This window comes from Sphingomonas psychrotolerans (assembly GCF_002796605.1).
Taxonomy (GTDB): domain Bacteria; phylum Pseudomonadota; class Alphaproteobacteria; order Sphingomonadales; family Sphingomonadaceae; genus Sphingomonas; species Sphingomonas psychrotolerans.
This window is the reverse complement of sequence record NZ_CP024923.1, coordinates 4,198,174-4,224,134: the sequence shown is the minus strand read 5'-3', so window position 1 is coordinate 4,224,134 and position 25,961 is coordinate 4,198,174. Positions and strand designations below refer to the sequence as shown.

At 65.3% G+C, this 25,961-nt stretch carries 21 protein-coding genes; 10 read left to right on the top strand and 11 right to left on the bottom strand.

What is annotated here, in order from left to right; translation table 11 throughout:
• Positions 1–212 precede the first annotated feature (212 nt).
• Positions 213–1,229 carry an LLM class flavin-dependent oxidoreductase gene (locus tag CVN68_RS19280; protein ID WP_100283631.1) on the bottom strand — a complete coding sequence of 339 codons (1,017 nt, stop codon included), beginning with the start codon at positions 1,227–1,229 and terminating at the stop codon, positions 213–215.
• On the opposite strand from CVN68_RS19280, the gene CVN68_RS24500 reads away from it, so the two are divergent.
• Entirely contained in the window at positions 1,197–1,526 is a 330-nt protein-coding gene (locus CVN68_RS24500; RefSeq protein WP_407695518.1) for a hypothetical protein, read from the top strand. The genes CVN68_RS19280 and CVN68_RS24500 overlap by 33 nt on opposite strands.
• A 265-nt stretch (positions 1,527–1,791) precedes the next feature.
• On the opposite strand, the gene CVN68_RS19270 is transcribed toward CVN68_RS24500, so the two are convergent.
• Positions 1,792–3,339 (bottom strand): MFS transporter, encoded by a 1,548-nt coding sequence (locus tag CVN68_RS19270; protein ID WP_100283630.1) that lies wholly within the window; start codon positions 3,337–3,339, stop codon positions 1,792–1,794.
• Between the two features lie 128 nt (positions 3,340–3,467).
• Here CVN68_RS19270 and CVN68_RS19265 point away from each other — a divergent pair, with 128 nt between their 5' ends.
• Positions 3,468–4,343, top strand: coding sequence for a LysR family transcriptional regulator (locus tag CVN68_RS19265; protein ID WP_100283629.1), 876 nt, complete (start codon positions 3,468–3,470; stop codon positions 4,341–4,343).
• A gap of 574 nt (positions 4,344–4,917) precedes the next feature.
• Here CVN68_RS19265 and CVN68_RS19255 read toward each other — a convergent pair.
• On the bottom strand, positions 4,918–5,160 hold the full coding sequence (locus CVN68_RS19255) for a hypothetical protein (RefSeq protein ID WP_100283628.1): 243 nt from the start codon (positions 5,158–5,160) through the stop codon (positions 4,918–4,920).
• 73 nt (positions 5,161–5,233) lie between these two features.
• Between CVN68_RS19255 and CVN68_RS23435 the strand changes: the two genes are divergently transcribed.
• Positions 5,234–5,395, top strand: coding sequence for a hypothetical protein (locus tag CVN68_RS23435; RefSeq protein WP_158298965.1), 162 nt, complete (start codon positions 5,234–5,236; stop codon positions 5,393–5,395).
• A 3-nt stretch (positions 5,396–5,398) separates the two neighbouring features.
• Here CVN68_RS23435 and CVN68_RS19250 read toward each other — a convergent pair whose 3' ends face one another.
• Positions 5,399–5,743: a hypothetical protein gene (locus CVN68_RS19250; RefSeq protein ID WP_100283627.1), complete on the bottom strand. Its 345-nt coding sequence runs from the start codon at positions 5,741–5,743 to the stop codon at positions 5,399–5,401.
• A 124-nt stretch (positions 5,744–5,867) separates the two neighbouring features.
• Here CVN68_RS19250 and CVN68_RS19245 point away from each other — a divergent pair, with 124 nt between their 5' ends.
• On the top strand, positions 5,868–6,629 hold the full coding sequence (locus CVN68_RS19245; protein ID WP_100283626.1) for a Coq4 family protein: 762 nt from the start codon (positions 5,868–5,870) through the stop codon (positions 6,627–6,629).
• Positions 6,630–6,633: 4 nt separating this feature from the next.
• Here the strand turns inward: CVN68_RS19245 and CVN68_RS19240 are convergent, their stop codons facing one another.
• Positions 6,634–7,350 (bottom strand): hypothetical protein, encoded by a 717-nt coding sequence (locus CVN68_RS19240; RefSeq protein ID WP_100283625.1) that lies wholly within the window; start codon positions 7,348–7,350, stop codon positions 6,634–6,636.
• The gene (locus tag CVN68_RS19235) at positions 7,350–8,138 is read right to left on the bottom strand and encodes a hypothetical protein (RefSeq protein WP_158298964.1); all 789 of its coding nucleotides are present in this window, start codon (positions 8,136–8,138) and stop codon (positions 7,350–7,352) included. The genes CVN68_RS19240 and CVN68_RS19235 overlap by 1 nt, the downstream gene beginning before the upstream one ends.
• A gap of 70 nt (positions 8,139–8,208) precedes the next feature.
• Here CVN68_RS19235 and recF point away from each other — a divergent pair, with 70 nt between their 5' ends.
• From recF to gyrB, 4 genes are all read left to right on the top strand, one after another.
• Positions 8,209–9,276: a DNA replication/repair protein RecF gene (gene recF, locus CVN68_RS19230; protein WP_100283623.1), complete on the top strand. Its 1,068-nt coding sequence runs from the start codon at positions 8,209–8,211 to the stop codon at positions 9,274–9,276.
• Between the two features lie 249 nt (positions 9,277–9,525).
• A complete protein-coding gene (locus tag CVN68_RS19225) occupies positions 9,526–10,698 on the top strand; it encodes a hypothetical protein (RefSeq protein ID WP_100283622.1) in 1,173 nt (390 codons plus the stop codon).
• A 304-nt stretch (positions 10,699–11,002) separates the two neighbouring features.
• Positions 11,003–11,332: an ArsR/SmtB family transcription factor gene (locus CVN68_RS19220; RefSeq protein ID WP_100283621.1), complete on the top strand. Its 330-nt coding sequence runs from the start codon at positions 11,003–11,005 to the stop codon at positions 11,330–11,332.
• An 86-nt stretch (positions 11,333–11,418) separates the two neighbouring features.
• Positions 11,419–13,941: a DNA topoisomerase (ATP-hydrolyzing) subunit B gene (gyrB, locus tag CVN68_RS19215; RefSeq protein WP_407695517.1), complete on the top strand. Its 2,523-nt coding sequence runs from the start codon at positions 11,419–11,421 to the stop codon at positions 13,939–13,941.
• Positions 13,942–14,214: 273 nt separating this feature from the next.
• Here gyrB and CVN68_RS19210 read toward each other — a convergent pair whose 3' ends face one another.
• The 5 genes from CVN68_RS19210 to CVN68_RS24355 are packed head-to-tail and all read right to left on the bottom strand — an operon-like array spanning position 14,215 to position 22,503.
• Positions 14,215–15,372: a CaiB/BaiF CoA transferase family protein gene (locus tag CVN68_RS19210; RefSeq protein ID WP_100283620.1), complete on the bottom strand. Its 1,158-nt coding sequence runs from the start codon at positions 15,370–15,372 to the stop codon at positions 14,215–14,217.
• Positions 15,369–17,186 (bottom strand): glycoside hydrolase family 127 protein, encoded by a 1,818-nt coding sequence (locus CVN68_RS19205; RefSeq protein WP_199560136.1) that lies wholly within the window; start codon positions 17,184–17,186, stop codon positions 15,369–15,371. The genes CVN68_RS19210 and CVN68_RS19205 overlap by 4 nt, the downstream gene beginning before the upstream one ends.
• A complete protein-coding gene (locus tag CVN68_RS19200; protein ID WP_100283618.1) occupies positions 17,170–19,311 on the bottom strand; it encodes an SUMF1/EgtB/PvdO family nonheme iron enzyme in 2,142 nt (713 codons plus the stop codon). The genes CVN68_RS19205 and CVN68_RS19200 overlap by 17 nt, the downstream gene beginning before the upstream one ends.
• Before the next feature lie 14 nt (positions 19,312–19,325).
• Complete coding sequence (locus CVN68_RS19195; RefSeq protein ID WP_100283617.1) at positions 19,326–20,279, bottom strand: ribokinase; 954 nt, start codon at positions 20,277–20,279, stop codon at positions 19,326–19,328.
• A gap of 37 nt (positions 20,280–20,316) precedes the next feature.
• The gene (locus tag CVN68_RS24355) at positions 20,317–22,503 is read right to left on the bottom strand and encodes a TonB-dependent receptor (RefSeq protein WP_100283616.1); all 2,187 of its coding nucleotides are present in this window, start codon (positions 22,501–22,503) and stop codon (positions 20,317–20,319) included.
• 188 nt (positions 22,504–22,691) lie between these two features.
• Between CVN68_RS24355 and CVN68_RS19185 the strand changes: the two genes are divergently transcribed.
• Together CVN68_RS19185 and CVN68_RS24075 are read left to right on the top strand one after the other, a co-directional pair.
• Entirely contained in the window at positions 22,692–23,540 is an 849-nt protein-coding gene (locus CVN68_RS19185) for an HpcH/HpaI aldolase/citrate lyase family protein (protein ID WP_100283615.1), read from the top strand.
• Positions 23,540–25,954, top strand: a complete 2,415-nt coding sequence (locus tag CVN68_RS24075; RefSeq protein ID WP_233503437.1) for a sodium:solute symporter — start codon at positions 23,540–23,542, stop codon at positions 25,952–25,954. Before CVN68_RS19185 ends, CVN68_RS24075 begins: the two co-directional genes overlap by 1 nt.
• The last annotated feature ends 7 nt before the right edge of the window (positions 25,955–25,961 follow it).

Below are 25,961 nucleotides of genomic sequence, written 5' to 3'. Positions count from 1 at the left end.
CACTGCTGGCCACGGTCCGCCCCCTCTACCAGAGCGGGCTGCCCCGCACGCGACGGCTCGAGCTGATCTCGGCCACCCCGCTCCGCAGCGGCGCCGTCGCCATGCATTACCGGCGCTCCCGCTAATTTAGAGGAGCCTTTTCGCGCTCAGGTCGCGCCGCCGCGCGCCGTAGGTAGCTCTCTCCGGGCAGCGGAACACTCGCTGCGCTCGACTCAGCGCCAGCCCAGGGCAGGCGCGACATGCGTCAAAACGCTCTCAAGAACATGCGCGTTGTACTCAACGCCAAGCTGATTGGGTACGGTCAGCAGCAAGGTATCGGCCTCGGCGATCGCTTCATCGGCGCGCAGCTGCTCGATCAGTTTGTCAGGCTCGGCAGCATAGGAGCGACCGAACACGGCGCGCATATTGTCGATAACGCCGATCTGATCCTGCTCGTCGCCACGCCCGAAATAATCGCGGTCCTCGTCATTGGTGAGAGCGAAGATCGAGCGCGACACCGATACCTGCGGCTCACGGGCGTGCCCTGCTGCCTTCCACGCGTCGCGATAGGTGCGGATCTGCTTTGCCTGCTGAACATGAAACGGTTCACCACTCTCATCGGCCTTCAACGTCGAGCTTTGCAAGTTCATGCCCTGCCGCGCCGCCCACACTGCCGTCGCGTCCGATGCCGACCCCCACCAGATGCGCTCTCGCAGCCCGGCCGAATGCGGCTCCAGCCGGAGGAGCCCTGGTGGATTGGGGAACATGGGGCGTGGATTGGGCTGGGCGAAGCCTTCGCCCTTCAGGAGGTCGAGAAATACCTCGGCATGCCGGCGGCCCATGTCCGCGTCGCTCTCGCCCTGCGCCGGCGTATAGCCAAAATGCCGCCAGCCCTCGATCACTTGCTCGGGCGATCCCCGACTGATGCCGAGCTGAAGTCGGCCCCCGCTGATCAGATCGGCGGCACCGGCATCCTCGGCCATGTAGAACGGGTTCTCGTAGCGCATGTCGATCACGCCCGTGCCGATCTCGATGCGCCGGGTCTTCGCACCCACCGCTGCGAGCAGCGGGAATGGCGAGGCCAGTTGCCGGGCGAAATGATGCACGCGAAAATAGGCACCGTCTGCACCAAGCTCCTCCGCCGCGACCGCAAGCTCGATTGATTGCAGCAGCACATCGCTTGCCGAGCGCGTCGCCGAATGCGGCGCCGCGGACCAGTGGCCAAAGGACAGAAAGCCGATCTTCTTCATGATATCATCCAGTCTAGACAGTCTTGCGAACTGGGGACGGGGAATATCTACGGCAAGGTCAGGATCAGAACCGCTGGATTTCCGATCAGTGACTGCGATTTCCGCGGCTGCGATCCAGCCGGCGGGCGCGGACTGAAACCCATCTCGCTCGTGGCGAAGGTAACGAGCGCCAACGGACGTCCCGCAGTGAAGCTCTCCGACAACCCTTCCAAGGCGACTGGGGAATCTGCCGAGATCGAGCGCTACCTGCGGATCTTCGGCCAGGACGGTCGAGTGCATCAGGCGGTTGCAGTTTAATCAGCCTCTGGCCGGGGCACCTAAGTTATTTGGGCTCGATCTGCGGAGTGAGGCCGTCCCGACGACCGTCTGCGATGAGGCCTCTTAGCAGCGACGCGTATCGGGATTCGGGGATTGCCGCCATTGGTTCGGAGGATGAACGAATGGCGGCTTGTAGAACCGTCGGAGGATCGCCGGGGCGACCGCTATGAGCGCGAAGCTGCCGTCCCGCTCTCCCTATCAAGTTGCCACCGACAACCTCTGAATTGGTTTCCGTCGTGCTCAGTCATTCTCGACGCTCCAGCTCTGTTGCAAGCTGCGCTTGAACATTTCTCGGTACGGGTCGGAACAGGACGAAGCTAAGCCCGGCGAGAATCCACGCTCCGATGCCGCCGTAGACCATGACCAATCCGAACCCCTCGGCGAGGCTGTGCCGGACCAGAAAGTCCGGCAGTTTCCCCACTCCTTCAAGGCCCGCCCCGCTCCCGAAGTGGCCCGACGCAAGGGTCTCCGCCGCGCTGCGCAGGCGAGCGACATCTACCGAGCTTCCCGCTGCCCCTCGCAATGTCGATGCGATCCGCTCAACGAGCAGAAAGCCCATGAGCGCGATATTCACCGCAAGCGTAATCAGGCGCGCGCTCATGTCGATGCCAGATGCCATGCCGGCACGGCTTGCGGGAACCGAGGCCGTCGTCGTGTTAGTCACGGGCGTGTTCGTGATGCCAATCCCAATCCCTGAAAGCAGCAGGCCGGGCAGCATCGTCAGCCAGCCCGGTTGCGCCGCAGCACTACCGAGCTTCATTGCGACGAAGCCGAGACCGATGGTGAACAGGCCGACCGGTATGACGGCCCCTGCTCCGTAGCGCAGGGACATGCGCTCGCCCAGAGGAGGAAAGATCAGCGCGGGCAGGGTGTAGGCGAGCAGGCACAGGCCCGTGCTGAGCGGATCGTATCCCAGCCCTACCTGGAAATAGATCGGCAGGTAGATCATGAACGGCCAGTAGCTGACGTTCATCGCGATGCAGCCGAGGATCGCGCCTGAGAATTGGCGGCTCCGGAAAACGGAGAAATCGAACATCGGATGCGCCTGCCGCCGTTCGGCGAACAGAAACGCGGCGAAGCTGGCGACGGTTGCGATTCCAACCGCCGCGGCCCCTGGCGCGCCCAGCGCGGGGCCCTGCGTGATGAAATAGACGAGGCCGAAGACGGCGAGTGACAGCGTGATGATCCCCGTCGCGTCGAGACGCGTGGCGTCGGGATCCCGGGACTCGCTCACGGCGCTTGCGGCCATTGCGAGCGTCAGCGCAGCGAGGGGCAGATGAACCAGGAAAATCCACTTCCAGCCCGTCAGTGCGATAATTGCACTGCCGACCAGCGGGCCGAAGCCCAGGCCGATCCCCGACACGATGCCCCAGGTTGCAAAGGCCCGGCTGCGGCCGGCGGCATCCTGAAACGCATGCGAGAGGAGCGCGATCGAGCAGATCAGCATCGCCCCGCCGGCCAGGCCCTGCAGGAAACGCCCCGCGATGAGCATCTCGATGCTTTGCGCAAATCCGCAAAGCGCGGAAGTCGCGCCGAAGGCAATGACGCTGATCAGGAAGGTTCGCTTCCGGCCAAAGCTGTCTGCCAGCGCACCCGTTGCCATCAGGACGGTGGTGCATGCCAGCGTGTAGGCGTTCATCACCCACTGCATCTCCTGGAAGTTGCCACCAAGCGTCCGCTCCAAAGTAGGCAGGATCACCGGTACGCTCGTGATCTCGAGGCCGAACATCAGCGCGCCCAGACATACGGCGAGCAGCGCCATCCGGTTCTTGCTGGCTGGACGGAGGGTCATGTGCGGGTGCCTTTCCAGTGCTCGAGCCGAAAATCGGCCGGGCAGGCTGGCTATCTGGCGAGCGCCCAGTAATTACAGAAATGATTTTATTTTCTATCATCCATTAACAATGGTAATAATTGCCCGCCATGGATATCGACCCGCATCTTCTGCGCGCCTTTGTGGCCGTCAGCGAGACCGGGGGCTTCACGCGCGCTGCCCGGCGACTCAACCTGACTCAGCCGGCGGTAAGCCATCAGATCCGGCGGCTTGAGGAGCTGGTTGGTCGGCCGCTCATCCGCCGTACGACGCGCAGCCTGACGCTTACCGGAGATGGCGAGGATTTTTTGTATCATGCCCGGCAGATTCTCACTGGCCTGGAGGCGCTTACGCAACGCTTCCGTCCGCCCGAAGTGACTGGTGTCGTACGGTTCGGCACCCCCGAGGCATTCATGGGCGAGCGTTTGCCGGCGCTACTCTGCCGCTTCTCACGCGCGTTCCCCGCAGTCCGGCTCGACGTTCATGTCAGCACTTATTTGGACCTCAGCACGATGATTGCCGCCGAAGAGCTGGATCTTGCGGTCGTCCTTTCCACCGCGGGAGGCGAGAATGGCGGAATCACGCTGCGCCGGGCAGATTTCGTCTGGGTGGCCGCCGATGGATTCGTTCTGCCTGCGGGCGCGTCGCTGCCCCTCGCCTTCCATCCCCCCAATTGCTTCAATCGGCTGGTTGGCGTGTCAGCGCTGGAGACTGCTGCGCTCAACTGGCACATTGCCTTTACGTCACCGAGTGAACAGGGACTCCGCATGGCAGTGCGATCGGGTCTGGCGGTTGCGGTGCTGACGCGCAGCGATGTCGAACCGGGTATGCGCATACTGGATGGCCACTATGGTCTGCCTGGCCTCCCCGGTGCCGATTTCATGCTGATCCGCAGCCGCGGTGCGGCATCTCCCGCAGCGCGGGCCCTCGGCGAGATGATCACGGAGAGCGAGTCTCCCATGGCATCCGGAGAAATCGCCGTTTGATGTCATGCCAGCTGAATGGACGACTTCGACGAGCCCGACAGCGTTCCAACTGTCGGCACGTCATACCGAGCTGGCGGTCAATCTCGCCGGATCGATGGCGACGTTCCCGGTCGAGACTTGGGAGGTGCGAGCGTCCGCGGGCGATGCATCGCGGACTGCTTCGGGTATCGGCGGATCAAAAGCGGCAGCTTTCGGGACCGCAGCGAGTCGCGTTGAACGACAGCAGTTGGGCGCAAAGCAGAAGTCCAACGCCGCCCACGTGGGGTCGACCTGGCTATGCGAACCCGCCCTGCTACCAATGCCGAATGAACGCGATGGCGGCGTCTCCTCTACCGTTCTCTACCAGTTGCTGCGCGGTATGCCCCCCGAGCGCGGGTAGCGGCTGTTGCGGGTCCGGATCACGTTCCCGCTCGTTACCTTGGGAAGCGACGTGAGGACTTTCGATGTCATGATCAAGCGGCCGTCGGGGAATCAGCGTTTCGCGTCGCCATAGATCTGCCCAACGACCGCGATCCCGTCGAGAAAGATGACGATCCACCATTCCTTGAGCACGGCATCGAAAGTGGGCGGGACATTAGAGCGAGCCATCGTCTTCGTCGCTGGAAAGCTCGACCACCCAGTCGAAGCCTCGCGGTAGTCCATCGGCTTCGAGCCATGAATAGTTGCGGCCGACGTAGCGCGACAATGCGCGGTGCATCCTGTCCATCGCCGCAATGCCCCAGATCACGAGCTGCTCGAGCGGAGAACCCCCAGCGAAGGCTGCTATCGTGGCATCGATGCGCCGCGTACGCGTATAAATCGCGGCGAATCGATCCACTTATCCACGTATTTCCGCGAGTCGCATCAATACGTAGGATTTTGTTTGGGTCCGCCGTGGTAGGGCGCTGCCCATGCACGGATTGGCAGCCCTTGTAGCCTTTAACGACCGGCGGGCGAGCGAAGAACGCGAGCGCGCGGAGCGTGCCGCCAATTCGCGGGATCGCGCGCTGCATCTCGAAATGGCGACGATTTTCGAGCGCCGCGCCGAGTTCCGCAAACGGCTGCTGCAATAGCCTTTACTGCGCCTTGAGGGCGCTCACATCCGCGCGCGCACGATCGCGCACCGCCTGCACCTGTGCGTCGGCATGCCGCTCTACGATCTTCGCGTCCTTCTGCAGCGCTTCGGCGCGGGCCCGCAATCGCTCGGCCTCGAAGCCGTTGGCGATCTCGGCCTGCCCGGAAAGAGTCTCGGCCTCGGCGCGGATCTGCCCGATCTGGTTCTTCGACGCCGACTCGATCGCGTCTGCTTCGGCGCCGGCGGCATCCTGAATGTTGGCGATCTGCGCCTGTTCGGGGGTTTGCGGGCCGCATGCCGCGAGCGTCAGACCCAGCAATGCGGCGGACGCCATCCAGCTTCGCATGACCTTTTCTCCCTTTTTCGCTACGCCAACAGGGTAGCGCCTGATTTGGTTGCGCGCGACCGGATTGAACTTTCGCTCGCGCTCTGCTATTTACACTAATGTCAGTAGAGTGAGCAGGCAGATCATGGCGACCCAGGCACAACAGCCGTTCAATCCCGGCATCCCGATGAAACGCGAATGGGGCACTGCGCTCTCGGCGCTGCGCCGATTGCTCGCCAATGGCGACGACACCGAGCAGGTGTTCCGCATCATGCGTGCGTTGAACGGCGACGTGACCCAGAAAAATTATCGCAAGCTGCTCACTGTCCCCGGCGGCGGCAAGCTGGCTTATCACCGGCTCGAGCTGGCGGAGCGGCTCTCCGATCGCAGCTGGATCGACGGCTTCGCCGAAGGCACCGTCGGGGGGACCTATCGCAGCTTCCTCGACGCGACCGGCTATTCGGCCAAGGGACTCGCGGAAGTGAGCATCAACGCGATCGGCCCCGATGCGCTCGCGATCGAGCACCCCTATGCGTGGATGGGCCGCCGCGAGCGCGACATCCATGATCTGTGGCACGTGCTCACCGGCTACAAGGCCGACGAGCATCTCGGCGAGGCCTGCCTCGTCGCCTTTTCCTATGCCCAGACCGGTGGGCTCGGCTGGGCGTTCATCGCCGCCGGCGCGGCGCTCAAGAGCATCCGCATCACCGGCAAGCTCGATTTCTTCCGCGCCGTGATCGAGGGCTATCGCCACGGCAAGCAGGCCGGCTGGCTGCACGGCGAGGATTATGAAATGCTGCTCGCCGAGCCGATCGAGGCGGCACGGCGCCGGCTCAACATCGCCGAGCCGCGGGCCTATCGCACTGCGCAGGCTAGTCTTGCGGCCGCCGGACTGAGCGGGATCTGACGGTTCAGGGTAGTGGCGGCGGCGGCGGTACCGTTACAGTCGTCGTAGTCGTCGCCGCCGACATCGCCTGATCGAAAGCCGACGCGTCCATCACCGGCCCGGGCAGCGCGAACCGCGCCGCGTCGATCTCGGCCTTGCTGACCGAGCGCAGTTGCAATTCCTCCATCAGCACCAGCCGCAGCGGCGCGCCCTTGGCCATGACTTCCCGGATGCGCTCGGCGAGGTTCGAGTCGGGAAGCAGCGCACCGAACGTCTGCAACCCGGCGTCGAGCACGCTCGCGAATACGGCGCCGACCGGCGCCAGATCGCGATCCGCGCTCATCACCGCCTGGATCGCTTTTCCGCCGGGCTTTTCCGCCCGGATCGTCCACAAAGTCCCGCGCCGACCGGCGACGGTTTCCTCACCGGCGCTGGCGACCAGCATGTCGCGCCGCTCGCCGGCGGATTTGGGAAACATTCCCGACACCTTGTTCGTCGCCAAAGCGAGGAACGCCTGCCGCTCGACGACGAGCGGCGTGGTGCCCTGAAAGATCACGACATAGTCGACCCCGCCGCGACGCAGCAGCATGACCTTGCCGGCGACCTCGGCGCGATAGTCGCCACCCTCGTCGACTTCGACCGTGAGCGCCTCGCGCCCGAGATCGTAGCGCGCAGTGACGTCGGCCGCGGCCGGCAGCGGCACCAGCGCCAATGCGACGGCAAGCACCGCTGCCCGGCGCATCACTTGGCCTTGGTCGCAGGCGTCGGTGCGGGCGCAGGCGCAGGTACGGGCGCCTGCGACGGCTGCACCGACGCCGGCGGCTGGGCCGCCTTCGCTGCGGCGCGGGCGGCAGTCAGGCGGGCCTTGAGCGCCGCTTTGTCGAGCACCGTCGGCAGCGCGAAGACCTTCGGGTCGATCGGGCCCTTCTCGACCTTGTCGAGCTTGAGCGAATTCTCGAAGCGCAGCACCATGCCCTTGCCGAGCATCTCCTCGACGCGCTTGTCGAGATTGCCCACGCCGCCCTGCAATTGCTGCATCCCCGAACCGAGCCGCGTCTGCATCGACAGCGCCTTGCCGACATGGGCGAATGCGGGATCGCTACTGATCACTGCCTCAACCGGCTCGGCCGGTCCCTTTGCGGCGTCCTTGGGGGTGACCTTCCAGATGTCGCCCTTGATCCCGCCCAGCGTGTCGGTGCCGGTCTTGGTGAGTTCATACTCGCCCTGCGGCGGCATCGGGGTGGGCTTCATCCCGTCTTCGCGCATCATCTCGCCGATCGCGGCGAGAAAATCGGTCATTTTCGCCGCGAAGGCGCCCTTGCCGTCGGTGATCAGCATATAATCGGTGTCGCCCTTGTGGACGAGCGCCTGCTGGCCGCTCTCGACTCGGGCGTCGCCATTGGCGGCCGCCTGGACGGTGACCGCCCCGGCGCCGCCGCCCAGCGTGTAGCGGGCAGTGACGTCCTCGGGCGCCTTCGAGCAGGCGGAAAGGGCGAGTGCCGCGACGGCGGCAAGACACATACGGATCATGGAATCTCCTTTGCGCCTTCATCGGCGAAGCGCTGTCCGGCGGCAAGTGGCTGCGCTAGAGGACAGTCAAATGGCTGTCACGCGACTTGTCCTCACCGAATTCCGCAACCATCGCGACGCGACCCTCACCGCCGGCGCGGGCTTCGTCGTGCTCACCGGCGAGAATGGCGCGGGCAAGACCAACATTCTCGAGGCGGTATCGCTGCTCGCGCCCGGGCGCGGCCTGCGTCGCGCGCCGCTCGGCGAGATGGTGCGGCAGGGCGCGGCCGGCGGCTTCGGGGTGGCGGCGACTTTGGGCGATGTCGAGATCGGCACGGGCACCCTTGCCGATGCGCCCGAACGCCGGCTGGTGCGGATCAACGGCGCGGCCCATGCTGCGGCGACGCTGGCCGAATGGGTGACGGTGCTGTGGCTCACGCCGGCGATGGACCGGCTGTTCGCCGAAGGGCCGGGCGAGCGCCGCCGCTTCCTCGACCGGCTGACCCTCGCGCTGGCGCCGGGGCACGCCCAGCATTCCACGCGCTACGAAGCCGCGATGCGCCAGCGCAACCGGCTGCTCGCCGACGAGACACCGGCCGATCCCGAATGGCTGAGCGCGCTCGAGGCGCGGATGGCAGAGCATGGCGCGGCGATCGATGCGGCGCGCCGCGACACGGTGACGGCGCTTGCGGCGCGGATCGCGGCCGAGCCCGAAAGCGTCTTCGCGAGAGCCGGGCTGGCGATCGAGGGTTGGGAAGGCGATGCCGCCTCGCTTGCCCGTGACTTGCGCGACGGCCGCCGCCGCGACGCCGCCGCCGGCCGCACGCTTGCCGGCCCGCACCGCGCGGACCTGCTGGTGACGCATCTCGGCAAGGGCCAGGCGGCGCACCTCTGTTCGACCGGCGAGCAGAAGGCGCTGCTGCTCGGCCTCGTCCTCGCGCATGCCGAACTGGTCGCCGACCGGGCCGGCCGCGCGCCGATCCTGCTGCTCGACGAAGTCGCCGCGCATCTCGATCCCGGCAGGCGGGCGGCATTGTTCGAACGGCTCGCGGGCAAGGGACAGGTATGGATGACCGGGACCGAACCCGCGCTGTTCGAAGCGGTGCCCGGCGGAGCGACGCGCTACTGCGTGGCGCATGGGGTGATCGACCCAGTCTAACGCTGAGGTTGGCTAACGATCCGGTTTCTCCCTCGCCCGTCGCGAGGCTTTGGCTACCCCTTTCCCCCGACATTTACGCGAAGGGCGCGCCTTCGTTTCGGCCGGAAAGTTGGTTGCGAAGGGGCGCTCGTCCTACATTGGAGCAGAGTTTCTGACGCCTGGGGTCCCCTTGCAACTTCCTTCATGTTCTTTTGCCCGTCCCGGGCTCGCGATCCGCCGCGCGGACGATCGCCGGCATCGCCGCCCCGTATGAAGGTCCTGTTCTACCTTCCCGTCGTAACGCCCTGGTGGTTCGACAATATAATCGAACCCATGATCCGGGCCTTGGCCACGCGGTGCGAGATCTATGTGCTGGCACCCGCGCCATGGCGTGGCACGGGCATCAGCGCGCGCGAATTGCAACGGTGCGTCGACCTGCCCGGAATACATTGGTGCATCATGGAAGGTCCTGACCATCCGAGTACCCGCACGATGCCGGAAACCCGGGCTGACATGGTTGCCTGGGTGCAAGACCTTGCGCCCGATTACGTACTTTGTCGCAGCGCGGACTATGACACGGTTCAGGCTTTTCCCGGAACCGTGAAGCTGCTGATGGAGGGGCGGCTCGAGCCCTTCGCCACGCCGCCCTGGTGGATAGTCTTCCAGGATCGTCCGCTCGATCAGGGAATTCTTCCCCAACTTTCCGCCACTGAGCGTGACGCGTTGGTGAACTCGATCGCACCGGCCTGGACGCACTTGCACGAACGCCATGCGGCGCGGCCTGGCCAGCGCGAGAATATATTCGCCCGATGCGGCATCGCCGGCGATCGGCCGGTGCTGCTCGTCCCGCTGGAATATGAAAACGAAGACAATTTCTTCACCATGCACAGCATCCGGACGATGCCCAATCATCGGCTGGTCGCGGAATTGGCGGCACGCGCCGGCCCCGATTTCACCTTGGTGGTTACGAACCATCCGCTCAACGACAGGCATGTCGACAGTGCGCCGCTGCTTGCCGCGATTGCCGAACTGGAGAACGTCGTGCTTGCGCCGCCGGTTCTCGGTAGCCTGCCTGCGACCCTCGCCTTGGCCAAACACGTCGACGGCATGATGCTGGGCGATTCCAAGAGCTTTGCTCAGGGCGCCTTCTTCGGCAAACCGATGTTGCGGCAGAGCAGGTTCAGAAGCGGAGAATGGCTCAAAAACTATTCTGACCTCGATTGCTTCCTGCATGCAGTGGCCGCGGGCGAGGCGGAACGCCCCTCCCCGGAAGATGCGCTACTCTGGTTCGCCTTCTACATGGCAAACGACGCCTTCGACCCCAATGCAGCGGACCTCGGCGCCGGACAGATCCTGACCCATATGGAACGACCGGTGGACAGCGGGCGCTGGGAGGCCGGCATCGCACGGTTGCGGCTCGCGGCCCCTGCGCTGTTCGCATGAGCCGGAACCGCACCGGCCGGCAATCACGCAAATAAATATGCTGGGAATGTAGGATTTGTTCTGCTTGTGTTCGCCAATGAGCGAACCGCAGAACCTCCGCACCAGGCCCCGGCAAACGCCCCCGCCGCTTGACTCGACCCCGCCGCTTGACTCGACCCCGCCGCTTGACTCGAAAAGCGCCAGACGGGTCAAGCAAGATTCCCCCTGCTCCCCTGCCTTATCCGGCAAAACCCCGAACAATCAGCCATTTACCAATCCAACCGAAAGGTTGGCTCCGGCCCGCGCTGCCGCAATTGCCAACCTGATGGTTGGCTATCGGCTTGACTCGACCTTGCATGCCCTCGCCGATCCCACGCGCCGCGCCATGCTCGCGCGGCTCGCAGAGGGGGAGAAGTCGGTCGCCGAGCTGACCCGCGACCTTGCGATGAGCGACACCGGCGCCGCCAAGCACCTTGCCGTGCTCGCCGCCGCCGGCCTGGTCCGCCGACGCCGCGACGGTCGCCGCAGCCTCTGCACGCTCGATGCCGATCCGATCGCCGAGGCGGCTCTGTGGCTGCGCCGCTGGCAGCGGTTCGAGAGTCCCCGCGCCGTCCGGCTGCGCGCGATGCTCGCCGCTGCGGACCGTGAGCGGTGATGCCGGCGGCCGAGGCCCGCGCGAAAGCCGCGCCGCAGCGCCCCATTTTGCTTCCGTTTCGTGACGCGCGACCCTATATGCTGGGCATGGCATCCAACGACGATCAGACCCCCGAAAATCTCCCCAACGCGAACGCCTATGGCGCAGACTCGATCAAGGTCCTCAAGGGCCTCGACGCAGTCCGCAAGCGGCCCGGCATGTATATCGGCGATACCGACGACGGCTCGGGCCTCCACCACATGGTGTTCGAGGTCTCGGACAATGCGATCGACGAGGCCCTCGCCGGGCATTGCGACAAGATCGTCATCCAGCTGAACCCGGACGGATCGGTCTCGGTCGAGGATAACGGCCGTGGCATCCCCACCGGCATCCACACCGAGGAAGGCGTGTCGGCGGCCGAAGTCATCATGACCCAGCTCCATGCCGGCGGCAAGTTCGAGAACACCTCGGACACCAATGCCTACAAGGTCTCGGGCGGTCTCCACGGCGTCGGCGTCTCGGTGGTCAACGCGCTCTCCGAGTGGCTCGATCTCAACATCTGGCGCGACGGCGAAGAGCATTACATGCGCTTCGCGTTCGGCGATGCGGTCGCCCCGCTCAAGGTCCTCGGGCCAGCGCCCGAAGGCAAAAAGGGCACGCGCGTCACGTTCCTCGCCTCGCCAGCCACGTTCAAGATCACCGAATACGACTTCGAGAAGCTCGAGCACCGCTATCGCGAGCTGGCCTTCCTCAATTCGGGCGTGCGGCTGTTCCTGCGCGACGCGCGGCACGAGGAAGTCAAGGAAGTCGAGCTCTATTACGAGGGCGGGATCGCCGCGTTCGTGAAGTATCTCGATCGCAACAAGGTGCCGTTGATGCCCGAGCCGGTGGCGATCGCGGGCACCCGCGACGACGTCACCGTGGACGTCGCGCTCGAGTGGAACGATTCTTATTACGAAAACGTCCTCTGCTTCACCAACAACATCCCCCAGCGCGACGGCGGCACCCATCTCGCGGCGTTCCGCGCCGCGCTGACTCGCACGCTCAACAATTATGCCGACAAATCGGGCGCGCTGAAGAAGGAGAAGGTCACCCTCACCGGCGACGACATGCGCGAGGGGCTGACTGCGATCGTCTCGGTCAAGCTGCCCGATCCCAAGTTCAGCAGCCAGACCAAGGACAAGCTCGTCTCGTCGGAGGTGCGCCAGCCGCTCGAATCGCTGATGGCCGACAAGATGGCCGAGTGGCTCGAGGAAAACCCGGCAATGGCCCGCGCGATCATCCAGAAGGTGATCGACGCCGCCGCCGCGCGCGAGGCCGCCAAGAAGGCGCGCGAGCTCACCCGGCGCAAGGGCGTGATGGACATCGCCTCGCTTCCCGGCAAGCTCGCCGACTGCCAGGAGCGCGATCCCGCCAAGTCCGAACTGTTCCTCGTCGAGGGTGACTCGGCCGGCGGCTCGGCCAAGCAGGGCCGCGACCGCCATTTCCAGGCGATCCTTCCCTTGCGCGGCAAGATCCTCAACGTCGAACGCGCGCGCTTCGATCGGATGCTGGCCAGCCGCGAGATCGGCACGTTGATCCAGGCGATGGGCACCGGCATCGGCCGCGACGACTTCAACGTCGAGAAGCTGCGCTACCACAAGATCGTCATCATGACCGACGCCGACGTCGACGGCGCGCATATCCGCACCTTGCTGCTGACCTTCTTCTATCGCCAGATGCCCGAGATCATCGAGAAGGGGCACCTCTATATCGCTCAGCCGCCGCTCTATAAGGCGACCAAGGGCCGGTCGGAGGTCTATCTCAAGGACGATAGCGCGCTCGACCAGTATCTGGTCGACGCCGGTGTCGGCGGCAACGTGCTCGAGGCTCCGGGCGGCGCGCGCAGCGGCGACGATCTGCGCGATCTGGTCGAGCATGCTCGCCGCATGCGCACGCTGATGCGCTACGTGCCGCGGCGCTACGATCCGATGATCATCGAGGCGCTGGCGCTCGGCAACGGGCTCGATCCCAATGCGAGCCGCGAACAGCGCGAGGGGAGCCTGACATCGGTGGTGACCCGGCTCGACGCGGCGGATGCCGATGCGCGCTGGTCGGCGCGAGTGACCGACGATGGCGGCTATCATTTCGAGCGGCGCTGGCGCGGCGTGACCGATCACCACATCGTCGAGGCGGCGTTCCTCGTCTCGGCCGAGGCGCGCAAGCTCCACGCGCTGGCGATCGAGCAGTCGGCGAGCTATCTGCTGCCCTCCAAGCTGGTGCCGTCCAAGGCGATCCCCGCCACCGAGATCGAGGCCGCGGCCACGCTCGAAGGCGAGGAAGCCGAGGAGCCGGTGACCGTGGCCAAGGGCCAGACCCTGGTTTCGCGGCCGAGCCAATTGCTCGACGCGATCCTCGCCGCGGGGCGCAAGGGGCTGTCGATCCAGCGCTACAAGGGTCTCGGCGAAATGAACGCCGAGCAGCTCTGGGAGACCACGCTCGATCCGACCAACCGCTCGATGCTGGTGGTCCAGGTCGACCAGGCCGATGTTGCCGACGCGATCTTCACCCAGCTGATGGGCGACGTCGTCGAGCCGCGCCGCGAGTTCATCCAGGAGAATGCGCTGAGCGTCGCCAATCTCGACGTCTGATCGGTTCTGGTTGGTAACGGCCGGATATAAACTGCGCCCGGTCGGCATTGGGCTGCATCAGGCCAGAAATGCACTGCATTCGCGGCGAGCGAATGCGATCCGTCAGCGTGCCCGGGCAGGTCGGCTGACCGATTTTGTGCGCGGCATCGGGTTCACGAGCAGGCCAAAGATGGTGGGAATTGGACCGCAACCGGTCCGGCCTGTTCTAGGCGAGCCACGGCGGATTGTGCTGAAGAAGTCGCTGCTGGGGCATTGGCTGGTCAATCGCCGAGCTCAAAGCCGAGTGGCCTTTAAGGTATCGCTGTCTTCATCCAGAAGCGGTGCGGCGAACGCCTCGGGCCCAGGCGTCCGCGAGAACTTGATCGGCCGCGTCACGCCGCGATAGCTGCCCAAGATCGGATGCGGAATCTCGGCCATCATATTTTCGGCTGCGACCTGGGGATGATCGAACATGTCCTCGACGGATCGTACGACAGAACAAGGGACCGCATCGGCCAGCAGATTCTCCCAATCCTCGGCCGAGCGCGTCAGCAGCACTTCGCGCAACTGCGGCACGAGTTCGTCTGCGTGTTCGGCGCGCTTCTTGACGGTGTTATAGCGCGAGTCGTCGCCCAGCGCAGCGAGCCCGATACGGTCGCACAAGGCGCGCCAGAAGTGCGGGGCATTGGCTGACAAATAGAGCCAGCCATCGGCGGTCGGGTGGAGCCCGGTGATCCCGCCCGAGCGCATATCGCGGGAGACGTCGTAGCGCTCGCCTTCCCCCTGAACCATCCGCGCCGACTGCATCGCCATTGCGCTACGCAACAGCGAAACGCCGACATATTGCCCCTCGCCGCTGCGCTCGCGTTCGTAGAGTGCGGAGGCGACGCCGGCCGCCACCAGCGCGGCGGCATAATAATCGACCGGCGAGCCATAGGTCAGCTCGGGCGGCCCGCCTGCCCTTCCCTGCAGCTTGCACATGCCGGTCATAGCCTGGAGCACCTGATCGTAGCCCGCGCGGCCGGCGAGCGGGCCCGCCTCGCCATAGCCCGTGACCGCGCAGTAGATCAGCCTCGGGTTGCGCGCCGAGAGCGTCGGATAATCGATGCCGAGCCGCTCGGCGACGCCCGGACGGAAATTATGGACAAGGACATCGGCTTCGTCGGCAAACTCGAGCAGGATGTCCCGCTCGCCATGCTCCTTGAGGTTGAGCACGACCCCGCGCTTCGATCGATTCACCCCGAGGAAGGCGCGGTTCTCGCCTTCTAGCGTCGAGGGATATTCGCGCAGATTGTCGCCCGCTGGTGGCTCGATCTTGATGACGTCGGCACCTTGGTCGGCGAGGAGCGTGCAGCCATAGGGGCCGGCGATATAGGCGCTCAGGTCCAGCACCTTGACGCCGCTGAGCGGACCCGCGGGACCGGTTCGCTTGGGGCTGAAAAACGGGCTCATGTGACATCCTCGGGTGCGAGCCGCAGCCATGTGAGGCGCCACGCCCCGTCGTGGCGGCCGCCAGCGCGATAATAGGGTTCGAATTTGATCGGAGCGCGGTCGCGCGGAGTGAGCAGCAAGGCTCCCTCAGAATCGGCCGCCACGGCGTCGGCGTCAAGGCGCACCGTCTCTTCGGCTTTGAACCCGTCGATCAGCCGCGTGGCATAGACCAGGGCCCCGCTTGTGAGAGCGACATATTCCTGGCGCAGCACCTCCTGTGCGACGGCAGATCCGTCGGGCGTGAGCGATTCCTGGACGTTGCGGGCCATTGCGCGATGCAGCCGCGGCTTCATCGGAAGGGTGAGGGCAACCGTGCCGGCGGTCTCGACGCGGACGAAGCTGTCGGGCGTGAGCGCTTCATCGTTGCCCGACAGCGTCGCGCTTTCCGCCCAATCGGGAACGCGAATGAGCAGCGGAACCGGCGCGCCGTCGGCTTCCACGGTGAAGTCGATGCTATTGCCGAACGGGTAGCCAGTCGTCTGGGTGATCCGCACCGTGCCGATTCCGGGCACCTCGAGCGTCGCTGTGGACGCGCCGAGCAAATTGATCGCGACTTCGCCGTTCGCGGTCACGCCATAGGCGATACCCGGCAATTCCTCGAGCGCGACCGCCCCGCTTGACTTGCAGCACCGCCAATAAGTCGTGTGGACGCGCTTGCCGTTAGGGAAGCTGTAGTAGCACCAATCCTCGCCGTCGGAAGCCTGGGCGCCGAGAAGATCGTTATAAGCGCTGCGCTCGATCGCCTGGGCGAACTTCGCCTCGCCGAGGATCGCCAGCAACTCGCGGTTGAGCTGGATCCAGGCCATTGTCGAGCAGGTTTCGACATAGCCATACGGGCTGAATGACCCGGCGGCATTGAAGACTTCGCGGGAACGATGCGCAACGCCGCCCCAGGGGCCGCCACCCAAGGTGAGATGGTCGCCGCGCACTCTCTCCCACAGGAAATAAACTGCGGCCAGAAAGCGGTCTTCGCCGGTCGCGCGGTGCAGCTTTGCCAGGCCGACAAGGTTCCACAGCAGCTGATAGGCTTTGCCGGTCGCGATCTCGGACGGGTCGGCACCGGCGAGTGCAGCGGTCAGGAAGGCGCTTCGCGGGTCGGCCTCGGCCTGGTCCAGCACGAGCAGCGCGAGGTCGAGGTAACGCTGCTCTCCGGTGGCGAAATAAAGTTCGCACGCCGGATCGAGCAGCACCGTGGCGGACAGGCCGAAATGATTGCCGAGGTCCGTGATTCGCACCTCGCTCTGGGTGAGGGTGCGCCAGACCAGGTCGCCGATCGCACGCGCGGAGGCCATGTAGCGAGCCTCGCCCGTGGCGCGCGCCACTTCCAGCAGACCGAGGATGAGATAGGCGTGGGTCCAAATATCCCAGGTCCTGAACGCCGGCTCACCGTTCCAGCTGAAGGGCTTGGGGGGCTGCTTGACGGTGAAACGGCGGTGCGGCGGATAATTGCCGAGATAGCCGTCGGCATCCTGCAGCGCGACCAGATGATCGGCGACCGCGCGGACGCGGCCGAGAAGCGCGGCGTCGCCCCATCCCACAGCGGCCCTCGCAGCCGCGTAAAGCCATTTGCCGGCATGCTCGCCGTACCAGTCGCCGCCGTCGTTGACCGCTACCGCGACAGGATCGAAAATCGCGATCGCGGGGCTGTCGGGACCGGTAATGAAGGTGGACAGCCGCCCGCGGCGGTTCGCCTCGATGGCTTCACCGAGCAGCCCACCCAACGTCACTGCGCCAGGCGCTACAAAGCGCAGCTCGCGGCTAGAGATCGACAGCACAACGGAATCCTATCCCGCCCGAACGGTCCTTGGACGGTGCCATGAGCAGATATTTGCCGTGCTCGTCGAGCGCATAGCCCTGCGGGAAATACCAGTGCGAGCTTTGCGGCTGGTATGGGCTGCCCCCGCGGACGACGGCGGCGCGGACATGGCGGTCGCGATATTCATCGGTCCACTGCCAGACATGGCCGGTCATCGCCATCACGCCGAAAGGGCTCGCTCCCGCCGGGTAGGCATCGACGTCCACGAGTCTGGGCATCGTGCGTTCGAGCGATGGAGGCGGCGCCGCGTCGGAGCGCCAGTCGTCCCCCCAGGGATAACGGCGACCGTCATACCCTTGTGCCGCCAATTGCCATTCCCATTCGCGCGGCAACCGCTTGCCCGCCCAGGCGGCGTAGGCGCGCGCGTCCTCGATACCGACCCACACTACCGGCATACGCTCGCTGCCCGGCGCCGGGGAACCGTAGGTCCAGTGCCGCAGGAAGTTGCGAGTGTCAGTCGGCGCGTAGCCGCTTGCATCGAGGAAGGTCTTGAACTCGGCGTTGGTCACCGGGAGGCGATCGATCGCGAAGGCTTCGATCTGCATGCGGTGGCGGTGGAAACGTCGCGGGCTGGGTTCCCACGGATATTGCACGTCGACGCCTTCGGCCGCGTAGCCCTCGATCACGATGCCATGCACTGCGAAGTCGAATGCCCCGGCGGGGATCGAAATCATTCCATCGGGCGCTGCACCATAGGCCTTGGTCGAGGGAATGGGGACAAGCGCTTGCGGCGACGGCGACCAGGTTGCCGAGTGATCGCCAAGCGGAGTCGCGAAGCGGCGCATTTCCGAGAGGAAGGCATCGAGGCCATCGGGGTCTACCCCGCGCTCGAACTGGAGCAGCGCGGCGAACCCGTGCGCCTCCAGTTCGGTGTCGAAAAACGCGCGGCCATCGCCTATCCGGGGTTCGATCGCTTGCCCGTTCCACAGGTCATAATAGGCCGCGCCCTCGATATGATCGACTGCGATCTGCTCGCCCGCCACGCCATATTCCTGACGATTGATCAACGCCCACAAAGTCCGCCCGGCTCCGGGGAAGCGGCTGGCGAATATGCCGGCTTGCAGCGTGCGGTCGTAGGGCACCCAATCGTCGGTCACCAGCAACGGCGCGAACCGGCGCTGGATCATCGCCACCCGGCGCAACGTCGCTGCGTCGCGATCGGTGAGCCGGTTGACGAAACCGAAGACATTCTCCCAGGCGACATAGCCGATCCCGTTGAAAAAGGCGTGCTGCAGGTCGCTCCACCGCTCGCGGCTCCAGCGGTTCTCGATCTGGACGATGTGGCGCGGCTCGACCCATTTGAGCTTCACCACCGTCGGGATCGACTCGTTGGGGACGCGCTTGGTCCAGCTTTGCAGATTCCAGCTGAGGATATGATCGCCCGCCTGCGCGGTGGATTCGGGCTGGAGCACCACCGGCCGCCCGCGTTCCTCGCAAGCGACATGGAAGGCGCGCGGCACCCCCGAATAGGTATCGCCGTTGATACCGTCGGCGCCAACCGCGGCGACGATGTCGGCCATGCGCTCCCAATCGGGCGCGTCGCCTTCGCGCGTGCCATGGTCCCAGGGCATCGTCGGCAGGAAGACCTTGACGCCGCGCCGGTGAAAATCGGCGACGACGCCCTTCAGCCCATCGAGCCCGCCCGGCAAATCGTGGACCAGATCGAACTGGCCGCGGTCATCGACGCCGATGTTGGGATAGATGTACCACAGCAGCACGCTATCGACGCCGCCGAAACGGGCCTGGAGATCGTCTAGATAGCGGTCCACGGTATAGCGCCCGATGTCGGGATCGTAGAAATGCAGATCCTCGACCATCGTCAGCGCATGTACGAAATTGGCCTGCGACCAGGCGAGGTCGGGCCGTCGATACAGGCTGTCGTCGAGGCCGATCCGCAGCCGGTGTTCGCGCCGCCACTCGCGCAGGCCCGCCAGCCATTCGTCCGCCGCCGCCCCGACGTCGATCGTCCAGCGCCCCATTTCCTGGAACGGCCAGCCCGGCGCCTTGCCCGGCGTCGGCAGATAGGGGCCGGTCAGCGCATGGCTGAACTTGATGTTGCTGGTGGTGTGGTGGGGGGAGGTCATGTGCGTCTGGTTACTCAATCCGCTCGATCGCCGACGCCGCAGTAATGCGCCAGATCCGCTATGTCGGCATCGTCGACGGCCGTTGCCAGCAAGTGATCGACTTCGCGCTGCGCTGGAATCCCGGATTGCGCGCCCGCACGTGTCGTCGCAAGCGCACCCGCGGCACTTGCCGTGCGAAGCGCCATCGACAGCGCATCGCCGCGCGCGAGTGCCGCCGCCAGGGTGCCGCAGAAGGTATCGCCCGCCGCCGTCGTATCGATTGCGTCCACGCCGAACGCGCCCTGCAGCACTGCCGCGCCGTCCGACCAGGCACAGCATCCGCGCGCGCCGAGGGTTACGATCGCGATCGGCGTGCCGACCGCGGCCAGCCGATCCACGATCGATCCGTCACCTCCGGCGATCAAGGCCAGTTCCTCTTCATTGGCGACCAGTACATCCACCGCGTCGAGCAACGCAGGCGGGACTGCACGCGCCGGCGCGACATTGAGCAACACCGAAACCCCCTGCGCCCGCGCCGCCCGCGCAAAGGCCACCACCGTATCGATCGGCGTTTCCAGCTGCATCACCAGCCACGCGACTCCGGTCAGGTCGGGCAAGTCTCCGGGTGCCAGCGCCGCATTGGCGCCTGGCGAGACCGTGATCGCATTCTCTCCGCTGTCCGCGACGGTGATCAGCGCGGCCCCGGTCGGTTCGGCAGTGCGGACGATATGCAGCGCGACCCCGGCATCGCCGAGCGACCGCTCGAGTAGCCCCGCCGAAGCATCCTCCCCCAACGCCAGCAGCATCGCAGTCGCCGCCCCGCCGGCGCGGGCAGCGGCGACCGCCTGATTGGCCCCCTTCCCCCCCGGCACAATGCTCAGGTCGCCCCCGAGCACTGTCTCCCCGGGGGAAGGAATGTGCGAAGCGCGTACGACGAAATCGGCATTGGCGGATCCGGCGACCAGGATCCGGCCGCCGAGTCTCGACATGGTCACATTATTCTCCCCCGCCTTTCGCCCGCCGCGATCAGAAATCGCTGCGCAGGCTGAGCGATACTACCCGGCCACGACCGGCGAAGTAATTCTGGAAGAAGTCGATCTGCGAGAAGGCGAGGAAATAATATTTGTTGAACAGATTCTCCACGCCCAACGACAATTCGCCCACGCCCTTAGCCCGATATTTGACGTTCAGGTCGAACAGGGTGCGCCCGGTGGTTCGCTCGCCCTGATTGGTGGTGCGGGCCATCAAGTGGTCCATCCCAAGTGAGATCGACGCATTCGGGGTGGGTAACCAGGTGGCTGTCAAATTGACCTTGTCGGGCGAGATGTTGACGATGCCGAGTTCCACATCGACCGGCTCGACGACGTTGTTGGCGCGGGTCGTGAAGCCCTTCAGATGGCTGTAGAGCGCATTGAAGCGAAGCTGCGACATCGGCCGGATCTCCGCAGTCGCCTCGACGCCCTCGATGCGCACGGGCCGCCGCTGAAGAATGAAGTCGAGGGTGACCGGATCGACTGCAAAGCTCGAGCCGAGCGGTGAGAATGAACGATAATAAGAGGCCCCGAAGCTGCCCCAGCGGCCGCGCCAGTTCGCGCCGATTTCCTTGTTCTCGAAGATGACGGCCTGCAGATCGGTGATGCCATCCACGCTTTGACCGGGCACGCTGATGTTGCGCAGCGGGATACCGATATTGGGCAAAGTGAAGCCCTCGGTGTACGCGCCGAAGAACGAGAAGCCGGCGCCCGGCCGGATGACGATGCCGCCGTTGAGCAGATCGTTCGTGTACTTCAGCGTCCCGCCAGTGACGGCGGCGCGGTTGCGGAAGTAGGTTGTGGTATAATCGTCGACCTTGATGCGGCCATCCTCATGCCGGACGCCGCCCGTCAGGGTCACCGGGCCCACGTCATAGGATAGCTGCAGATAGGGTGCGTAGCTGGTGTATTTCAGCGGCGGCACCCAAACGCGATTGGTCAGCGCGAGCTTTTGATCCGTCGTGTCGTGCACCGCATCGAAGCCGAAGCGCAATTCGAATCCATCGAACAGGAAATCCGGTCGCGTATAGGATGTCCGCAGCCCGTATTTCTCCGAATTGATCTCCGACTGATCGACCAGAGTGCCGAGCGGCGCGATCAATGGATCCTGCCGATCGACGCCGTTTTCGCCCGCGAACCGCATTGCCTGTTTGGCGTAGTACGCGGTGGCGATCAGACTACCTCCGAACAGATTGGAGTGGCTGTAGTTCAGCGCCGTCTGTTTGAAGTCGTTGAATTCCTGGCGGAGGACGTCTTGTCCGTTGACGAGCTGCGGGCCGGGTTCGGACGTGTCGGGAAGGCCCGATGCGCGGCTGCCGGGGACATAATGGTAATTGTTCTTGCCCTCGAGCCTGAAATAGCTGCCGGTCAGTTCGAGCCGCTGCGCGTCGCTGGCGCCGAAATTCATGCCGACCTTGGCGAAGAAATTCATCTGCTTGGTATCGGCCAGCGAGAATGACGAGGAAAGACCGATGCGCCGGCCCTTCGCGTCATAAGCTATGCCGCGGTCGAGATAGGCCGCGGCCGCAAACACGTCGAACCCGCCGTCCTTATACGCGACGTCGCCCTGGACTTTCCAGCCTTCACTGTCGTCTTCGAACTGGGTGCCGAACCGGCCGCCGCCGTTGATATGCAGGCCATCCCGCGTCGCGCGCTTGGAAATATAGTTGATGACGCCGCCGGCCGCGCCGATGCCTTCCGCCGCGGAGGCGCCGCCGATCACTTCGATACGCTCCACAACCGCCAGATCGGTGAAAGTCGCATTGCGGCTGCCGTCCCGCAGCGGGGTCGACTGCGGGATACCGTCGAACAGATAGAGCGCGATCCGGCCGCGCAGCGTCTGGCCCAATGTGTTGCCCGTCTGGTTCGATTCCGAATAGCTCGGCACGTTTTTCGACAGCACCGCAGTCTGGTCTTCGGTAATGGCTAGCGATCGCTGAACGTCGGCCGGCGAGACTACCGTGACCGCGCCGGGAATCTTGTCGACTTCCTTTGGCGTACGGCTGCCGGTGACGATGATGGTGCGCTCGTCTTGCCGATCTCCCTCGTCGTCGTCGGCGGTAGCCGCGTCCTGAACCGTCGTCGGATCGGCGGGCTGCGGCCCGGCCTGCTGGGCCAGCGCCCCGTCCCATGCCGCCGACAGCATCAAGGTCCCCAGCGCGACGCGCACCAAATTTCCCATAAATCCCCTCCCTTTTATATTTGTCCGGACTGTATCCGCGATATGCTTGCGATTGGAACGGGCCACGGCTGCGTTCACACCACAGGTTTCGCGTGGTTTCCCGGTTCAGACTTGCGCGTCCGCAGTCCTACACGATAGCTTTCCTGCGGTCCGATACGCGAAGCGGGGGACTATGGAGGGGACAATCGGTGCGCAGTAAGTTGTTCGTCCCGGCCACGCGCGCCGATTTCTTCGCCAAGGCCTTGGCGAGCGATGCCGATGCGATTGCGTTCGACCTCGAAGATGCCGTGCCTGAGGACGCCAAGGCTTCGGCACGCACGCAGCTCGGCGAGTTCCTGGCGAGCGACGTGGCGGGCGCGACCTCCAAGGTGATCATCGTCCGGGTCAATGCGCCGGACACCGCGCATTTCAACGAGGACGTCGCCAGCGTGCTGCGCGGCCGGATCGACCTGATCAACCTGCCCAAATGCGACGATGGCGCCGCCGTACGCGCGGCCGCGGAACGCATGGCCGCGGCCGCCGAAGCTCCTCCGAAATTGCTCGTCAACATCGAGACCCCGCGCGGGCTGGCACGCGCCGCCGAGATCGCGAGCGCGCATCCCATGGTGGTCGGGTTGCAGGTGGGGTTGAACGATCTGTTCGCATCGCTGGGCATCGAGCGGCGGCGGCAGGAGCATGTCCACGCCGCTCTATGGTCGATTCGCCTGGCCGCGGGCGAAGCCGGGTGCTTCGCCTATGACGGCGCCTGGCCCGATCTGGGCGACGAGCAAGGCTATCGCACGGAGGCGGAGCTGGCGCGCAGCCTGGGCTATCTGGGCAAGAGCTGCGTGCATCCGAAGCAGATCGCCATCGCCAATGCCGTGTTCGGCCTGGACCAGGCAACGCTCGATCGCGCGCGCCGGATCGTCGCGGCGGCGCGTGCCGCGGAATTGGACGGGCGCGGCGCATTCACGCTCGATGGCGAGATGATCGATCGGCCCGCGATCCAGCAGGCCGAGACAATGCTAGCAGCGGCCGGACCGGGGCAAGAACCATGATGATCTGGACCGTCCGGCGGCTGATTGCGCTGTTCGCGATCCTGCTCGCGACCTGGACCACACCCGCTTTCGCGAACGAAGGCGTCACTGCGGTCAAGACGCGTTCGCTGCCCGCGCTAGCCGGGCTTCCCGGTGAAGGTCAGCCGATCCTGGTGGCACTCGACGGCAGGCCCGTGGTCATTCGCGGGGGCGTCGCGGCGATGCTGCGCGCCGACAGCTCGGCCTGGGAGCGCCTGGACGCGGGCGAGTTTCAGCAACTCCTCGGCGCTGTCAGCGATGGCCGGCGCAGCGCGGCGCTCATCGGCACGGCCAAAGGGATCGAGAGCGTCGCCGTGATCGCGCGTGAAGGCGCAACGCTGCGGGCGCGACCCTTGCCTCCTCTCCCGCTGGCGCTGGCCGGGGTGCAGGGCGCCTGGCTGGCCGATGCCCTGGTCGTCGCCGGCATGGATGCTGCGGGGCAGCCCAGGATACTGCGCGTGCCCACAGCCGGAGGCGCCTGGACCGCCCTCCCCGTCTGGCCGGGCGCCGGCGCGCCGGTCGCGCTCGCCGCACGCGGGCCGGCGCTGTTCCTGACGCTGCGTGGCGCGTCGGGCGACCGTCAGCTGCAATGGACGAGCAAGGAAGGCTGGGTCGAGCGCACGCCCGCCCCCGGCGCAGTCGTCGCCGGATCGTCGCGGGCGATCGGGCAGGCGTATCTCCTCTATCTTGTCGGTTCGGGAGAGGGCGCGGAATGGCTCAGCTACAGCGCCATCACCGATGCCTGGGCCCCGCTGGGCCACAAAGTGGCGACGGGGACCGCGGCGGTCGCGTTCGGCAACGGCATCATGACATTGCGGGCCGAGGGCGACCGCCTGACCGCCGCGATCGCCGAGCTCGAGCTCCAGCGTCGCCCGCTCGGCTGGCTCGATTGGTCGATCATCGGCACCTACCTCGCCGGAATGCTGGGGATCGGCTTCTATTTCTGGGCGCGCTCGCGGATGGGATCGACCAGCGAATTCTTCCTCGGATCGCGAACGATTCCGTTCTGGGCCGCGGGCATCAGCATGTTCGCCACCAACACCAGCTCGATCAGCTATCTCGCCGTGCCGGCCAAGGCTTTCGATACCGACTGGCAATATCTGATGTCGAAGATCGTGACGGTGTTCGCGTTGGTCGCGGTCGCTTTCTGGGTCATCCCCTTGTTCCGGCGGCTCAACCTGGTGTCGGTCTTCGCTTATCTCGAGACGCGCTTTCATCCCGCCATCCGCATGCTCTCGTCGGCGATGGCGATCCTGATGCACGTCGGCGGCCGGATGGGGATCGTGCTTTTCCTGCCGGCGCTGGCGATCGGCACGATCACCGGCGCCAATGTCGTCCTTTGCATCCTGGTCATCGGACTATGCACGATCGTCTACACCGCGCTGGGCGGCATGAAGGCAGTCGTCTGGACCGATGTGTTCCAGGTGGTGGTGCTGATGGCGGGTGCGATCTTCGCGATCGGCTTCATCGTCCATTCGGTGGGCGTGGGCCAGATCATCGATACGGCGGCGCAGTTCGACAAGACCAAGCTGGTCAACGTCAGCTTCGATTTCACGACGCCGACGATATGGGGCTTCATCATCCTCTACACCTTCGACACGATCCTCACCTTCCCCAAGGATCAGGTGCTGATGCAGCGCGTGCTGTCGACCTCGTCGGAAAAGCAGGCGAGCCGCTCGGTCTGGTTCTTCGCCGCGATCCTGCTCCCCGCCGGGCTGTTGTTCTACGTGATCGGCACCACCCTGTTCGTCTATTATCGCGCGAACCCAGGCCGGCTCGACCCGTTGCTTCCAGTGGACGCGGTGTTCCCCAGCTTCATCGGCACTGAACTGCCGCACGGCGTGACGGGCATCATCATCGCCGGGCTTTTCGCTGCCGCAATGGGGACACTCAGCGGCACGATCAACTCGGTCGCCACCCTGCTGTCAGTGGACTTCTATGAGAAACTTCGCCGCGAACCGCCCACGCAGAAGCAGTCCGTGCGCTTCGCCGAGTGGATGACCGTGCTGGTCGGCCTGGTCGGCGTCGCGATCGCGGTGGTCCTGTCGCGGCTCGACATCCATTCCTTGCTCGATCTGACGATCGAATTGTTCGGCCTGTTGGGGGGCAGTTGCGCCGGGGCCTATACGCTCGGCATGTTCACCACGCGCGCCAATTGGCAGGGGACCGCGATCGGCATTCTCGGCGCATCGGGGATCACCATGGTCACGTGGATCTTCGGGCTGGTCCACTCCTATTTCTACCTCGCGATCGCGATCGTGATGTCGATCGTGATCGGCTATATCGCCAGCCTGTTCTTCCCGCCCCCCGGTCGCGCCCAGATCGACGGGCTGACGGTCTTCACCGGCGGCGGCAGGAAGGGCCGGCCAGATATCGAACGGGAGGGCCTGGCATAGACATCAA